At 46.6% G+C, this 6194-nt stretch carries 2 protein-coding genes and 1 pseudogene; 1 reads left to right on the top strand and 2 read right to left on the bottom strand.

Annotated elements, in window-relative coordinates:
* The first annotated feature begins 216 nt into the window (after positions 1-216).
* A complete protein-coding gene (locus BLQ24_RS09695; RefSeq protein WP_090164727.1) occupies positions 217-2343 on the top strand; it encodes a hypothetical protein in 2127 nt (708 codons plus the stop codon).
* A 196-nt stretch (positions 2344-2539) separates the two neighbouring features.
* Here BLQ24_RS09695 and BLQ24_RS09690 read toward each other — a convergent pair whose 3' ends face one another.
* On the bottom strand, positions 2540-3805 hold the full coding sequence (locus BLQ24_RS09690; protein ID WP_242869637.1) for an RNA-binding domain-containing protein: 1266 nt from the start codon (positions 3803-3805) through the stop codon (positions 2540-2542).
* 397 nt (positions 3806-4202) lie between these two features.
* Positions 4203-6194 (bottom strand): annotated as a pseudogene (locus BLQ24_RS09685) (hypothetical protein); the annotation flags it as partial.

The following is a 6194-nucleotide window of genomic DNA, read 5'->3' as shown; positions in this document are numbered from 1 at the left end:
ACCCCTCTGAAACCATTGAAATCTGCGGCTTTCCATCCCCGGAATCCAATTCGTCGATCCGCTGCTGCGCAACTTCATGCACCCGTCCGCATGAACAATTCCTTTTCGCATGGCTATCGTCATAAGGTTATTTTCTCGTTGCAGAAATTTCCATTTCTGAGCGGGAAATCCACCGTGATGAAGAGGTTGTCGAGTGAATTTAGGAGGAGAATGACAATGGTTAAGTCATCGAAGAAGGCTCTTGCAGTACTTCTGGCTGTTGCTTGCCTGATCACCTTCATGCCTGCTATGGCTTCCCAGTCCTTCGCAGCGAAGAAGACGAAGAAGACCGTAAAAATCACGAAGGTTTATCACAAGGGCAGCAAGACGAACACTGTAACGCAGGGCAAGTACTGGACACTGCGCTATAAGGTTAAGCCGGCAAAGACTGCTGTGAAGTGGAAGACAAGCAATTCTAACATTACCCTTTCCAAGAAGGGTCCGGACAGCTACCTGGCACGTTTCAAGAAGCCGGGCAAGGCTTCCGTAACAGCATATGTTAAGTCCAACAAGAAGAAAAAGGTTGTTTGGAACTTCAACATCAAGGCTGCTACGAAGAATGCGATCGTCATCGACACAACAAATGTAACTAAGGAATACGGTCTTGCTACAAGACTCAACAAGAAGAAGGCTGATCTGACAAAGGCTGAACTGCTGAAACAGGTCAAGGTCACAGTTGATGGTAAGGACGTCACTTCCACTCTGACAGAAGATAATGTCAAGATTGGTGAGCCGATCGTCAAGAGAATCATCAAGACCAACCACTACAACGGCGTTGATTACACAGAAGCAACATACCCGGTGACATTCACATATGAATCAAAGGGCAAGAAGGCTTCCAAGACAGTCAACGTTACTGTTGAGAACCAGGCTCCGAAGCTGAACACGAAGGATGTTGCAGTTGCAATCAACAAGAGCAAGGAAACCACGAAAAATACTATTACGGAATCCGAATTCATTGAAAAGGCTGTTACTTCCGTAGAGGACTATGAGTCCTTCGAAAGCGGCAAGGGAACATATGATGAGTTCGTTGCTATCTCCAAGGGATGGGTTCATCCGAACAAGGTTGAAATCACGAAGGTTGTCAATGCAGAAGGCAAGACAATCGACTGGAGTGCGATCCGCGTTGCTGAAGCAACAACCTACACTGTCACACTGAAGGCGACGGACTTCCTCGGTGGAACTTCCACAGCTGACGTTAAGCTGACAGTTCAGCCGAATAACGCTCCGACAATCGCTACAACTGCAGTGAAGCTGGACAAGGCGGACCTGAATGCAGCTAACATTAAGAAAGCGATTTTCGATCAGCTGACATATGATGACGCAGAGGATGGTACTGGTGTAAAGGCTTCTAACAGCCAGACAACTGTTGCCGGACTGGAACTGAGATTCCAGGATGCTGATACGAACACCCTGTTCACTCTGGGAAACACTAATCCGACAAAGGATCAGATGGCGAAGGTTAAGTATGTTTCTGTTACTGGACTGAAGGACAAGGATGGCGCTTCTGCTCAGGCTAAGAGACTGACCGTTTCCTTCGTATCCGCTCCGGTTATCACCGTTAAGGATAACGAAGGTACAAAGGCTGACATTGCAAGAGTTTACATTCCGTACGTAAGCGAGAATACGCACCAGGCTCCGATGACGCTGAAGGATGCGTATGCATATATCTCTGCTACATACGAAGGTTCTGCAATGACACTTGTAACTCCGTATGACGTAGCTGCTGATCAGGCTAACATTGATGCACAGATTAAGGCAGGAACACTGGCAGCTGGTACGAAGACAGCACTGAAGGCTAACCTCACAGCAGATAAGACGACCTTCAGCCTCGATCCAAGAGTTGAGGGTCAGACGGAAACAGTTACATTCACCGTTAAGGCAAAGGATACAACTGGTCTGGAGACAACTGCAACAAAGAAGGTTATCTTCAAGGTTGTCGCTACAGCAAACAAGGATGCACAGAAGGCATTTGATGCTAAGGTAGATGCAGGCAACACAACAACACCGTCTGCGCCGACAACACCTGTATTCAACGATGAAGGTAAGCAGGTCAACAAGATTACTGTTACAGCCACAAAGGATGCAACTAAGAAATCTGCCACAGCTGAGGTAAAGGGAGCAGCTACATCTGCAACGATTACGTACCAGTGGTACTATCAGAGCGCTGGTTCCAAAGACTGGAAGGTATGCGGAGAAGCATCTGCTAAATCTGCAACAATCAGCGATGGCGTTAATCTTTCGCTCAATCTGAAGTGCGTTGTTACTGTTGACGGACAGACTTACGAAGCAGTTGCAAAGTAATTAGTGCGTAGAATATTATTAGAGTTAATAGTGATATTTTACAATATCCCCGGTATCAGGATGATGCCGGGGATTGCGCTTTTTGCCTAAACACGAGGGACTGACGCAACTAATTATTATAGTGCGACAGTCCCTTTAAATAATTGTGGACAAATAATAAAGTACTCCTAATTGTTCCAATCCCCTATTCTTGTAGTTAATCGGGGAACTCCACCCTGCTGTACCTCGTGCTTCTGCCGCCGCCTTGTATGCGGATGCGGCCTTTTTCTTCTAACTGATGAAGTAACTTATTTACCTTATACCTGCTCAGCGATGTGCGTTCCACTATCTGAGCCATGGAGAGGCTCTCGTTCGCACGCATAGCATCGTACAGAAACTTTTCCTCTGTGGTAATCGGCTCATCAGTTCGAATCACTGGGAGAACAACTTTGATTGTGTGCTCGCTGGTCAGAAATTCCGGCTGGACGGCTTGCCCTGAATATGCTTCCCGAATGCGAGGAATACCAGTTCCCAGAATTTCCACCAGATGCAAGCGGAAGAATACGTTGCTCAACGTCGGATTGCGCAGTGATGAATACTGGCCACGCAGGTATTGTTCTTTGGTGATATCGTCCGGAAGGCCACCCGGCGACACGATCTCTGCACGATCGGGGAAAAAATACATGCGGATTGGATGCGGAACATCCCAGGTACGGTGCATCAAGGCATTTGCGATCACTTCACGGAATGCGTCCTCTGGAATCAGTTCCACTTTTTCACGATGAATACCTTCGATTTTTTCGTACTGGTATGCGTCACGATACAGATCTACTGCCTGGTAGAAAACAGTCAGAACGGATTGGTTCTCCACGTTTTTTCGTTTCAGGATAATACTGATGGAGTCACCGAACCGCGCGGCATCAATGCCCGGAAAGTGGTTTTCATCAGCAAGAAGTTCCGCTGCATTGTTGTACCCTGCGTCGTCTGAATATAGATTAAATGTCTTCAGTACCGGCTCACTGACGGTAATCCCGATTTCCTCCTGCAGCATGTCATTCAGCACTGTGAACTGCAGATTCTGCTCTCCGGCCGGAAGTTCCTCAAACCGAAGATGTTCACCGCGAAGGATCAGTCGTTTCAGTTCGACTGTATCTACCTCGACTGTTGCCGAATCACTCCGTTTGTACGCCTTGGATTTATACAGATACGGTGTTTGAATGCCCTTCTGGACCGATAACGTTACCGTCCGGTCCTCATCGTTGATGGACAAAGTGTACACGGGCTGAGGGGAAATACTGTCGTTTATCTTATTTTCGATATCCAGGCAGGCACGACGGGTATCCTGCAGTCCAGAAACCTTTCCATCATCATCGACACCGAAAAGGATCCTTCCTCCATCATAATTGGAGAATGCACTTACCGTTTTCAGAAATGTATTCGTGACTTCTTTTTTGAATTCCAGATTCCTCGTTTCTCTGATCATATTAATACCTCGATGGCTAAATGATGCTATGTCACAAATATTGTACTATTTAACTTCATTCATATCAAACAGAATAATAATTTGTTCGATAATCTGTTTCAAATTATATAATGTTTCTATATTTTTTTCGATATTCGAGGAATATGCATAATGAATGAATTGATGACTGAGCAAGGATACGTAATCATTAAACTATTTCCGTTCCTTCTTCGTCATAAAACACTCCCTTCCGATGTCTTATATTGTATATTGAAGTCAACGGAAGGAAGTGTTCTCTCAACCTGCAAAAGCACTTGATATGTGCTGTTGTTATGACGCTTACCAAAAATTCCGGGCGGTCTCCCGCCCGGAATTTTTCTGAAATTATTCAGATATCGTTTTGTTTGAGGAATTTGCTTTACTGCCAAGTGAGGCTTGTTGCTACGCCTTCAGAAACAGCTGCAGTTCCTGTCACTACTGTGCTCTGAGCGGATCCAATGTAGTTTCCTGCACCCTTAACGACTACACGTGCCTTAATCTTATAACCGTTCTTCAGCTGGTTAACGATTCCATTTCCGAGTTCTACGGTAGCGGCACCATCCTTATCTACACTTGTGATATCCATGCTTGTGCTGCTCACAAAGTTATCATGATCATCATAGATGTCAGCCTTAACCGTTGCTGTGTATGCAGTTCCGAGAACTGCGTTTGCAGGAGTCGGCAGACCGGTAACACTCAGCTTCTTATCATTTCCAGCTACGGCTGGAGTAGTTAAAGCAGAAGACAGAACAGCCTTTACTGTGATTGTATTTGTCTTCACTGTTATTCCACCACTGCTAACCTCGGCATAGAAAGCATCTCCTGCTGCTGCATTATCCCCAGATACAGAGTAAGTCAGAGCCGTAGCGTTCTTAATTTCGATGCCGTTCTTGTACCATTTGCACTGAGCATCATTGATTTCTCCGCCCATCTTCTGAGCTTTTGCTGTCAATGTCTGTCCAGCGTATGTATACTGACTCTTCTCGGCATCTGTGAGCAGATTATCACTGTCGCTTGTCTTCAGTGTGGCAGCACCTACTACATCTCCGCCAACTTTAACGGCATCGGATGTAACTGTTCCACTGTATGTCTTTTCTGTAGTTGCAACGCTGACCTTTACAGTGTAAGAGCCCTTGTCTTTTGCTGTGTAGGTTGCAGATGTTGCTCCATCCAGCTTAACGCCATCCTTATACCACTGATAAGTTACGGCAGCATCCGCCGGCGTCACTTCAGCTGTCAGAGTTGCGCCTAAAGCTGCATTCGTGACTTTCTTACCATCAACTTTTACAACAGCTTTTACAGTACCGGTGATACCTGTTGAACTACCAATTGTCGCAATCAGGTAAGCGGTCTCGTTGGCGCCTTTCGTGTTGCCGGCAACAGTTACACCTGCCTTAGGTGTTACTTTGGCGGTTACAGTGTATCCGATATCATCCTTTGTAAGAGTGTAAGTATCTGTTGTAGCTCCTGCAATAGGTGTCTCAACATCAGATTTGTTTACAGATTTGCTGTTACGATACCACTGAATATCAACTGCGTCAGAAAGGCTGTTTACTCCCTCAAGCGTTCCTGCCTGAAGCTGGAAAGAATCGCCTACATTGGCTGCGCTGCCTGTGCTGAACGTGTCCACATACTTTCCTTCATCATTTGCCTTCTTCATCGCAACGCTGGTAACCTTAACCGCAGCAACCTTCGCTGTAGCAGCGGAAACCGCTGTCTTTTCGAAGTTGCCTGTGCCGGTGGCTTCAACTGTGATCGCCTTGCCGATTTCAGCTGTTGTTACAGTGAATGTGGACTTCGTAGCGCCGGCGATTGCTGTGCCGTCAGCCTTCCACTGATATGTGACAGTAGCATTCTCCGGTGTTACTTCAGCTCTCAGCTTCGTTCCAACCTTGACTTCCTTCGCCGGATCCTTGGTGTTATCAGCGCTCAGAGCAACTGCTGTTACCGCAGTCTTCTTAACTGCAGCCTTCGCCTTCTTAACGGTAATCGTAACCTTCTTCGTCTGCTTGCCGACCTTCGCAGTTACGACAGCCTTACCGGCCTTCTTACCTGTAACCTTAACGGACTTCGCCTTCTTGCTTGTCAGCTTCACAACCTTCAGGCTGGACTTGCTGGCAGACCACTTAACCTTCTGGTTCGCCTTCAGCGTGAAAGACTTCTTCACGTAGATCGTCTTCTTCGCCGGCTTAACAGTCAGCTTCTTCGCTGCGAAGGACTGGGAAGCCATAGCAGGCATGAAGGTGATCAGGCAAGCAACAGCCAGAAGTACTGCAAGAGCCTTCTTCGATGACTTAACCATTGTCATTCTCCTCCTAAATTCACTCGACAACCTCTTCATCACGGTGGATTTCCCGCTCAGAAATGGAAA

The organism is Eubacterium pyruvativorans (genome assembly GCF_900102225.1).
GTDB lineage: Bacteria > Bacillota > Clostridia > Peptostreptococcales > Anaerovoracaceae > Aminicella > Aminicella pyruvativorans.
Note: the sequence above shows the minus strand (reverse complement) of the source record. Positions and strands in the feature narration are given on the sequence as shown.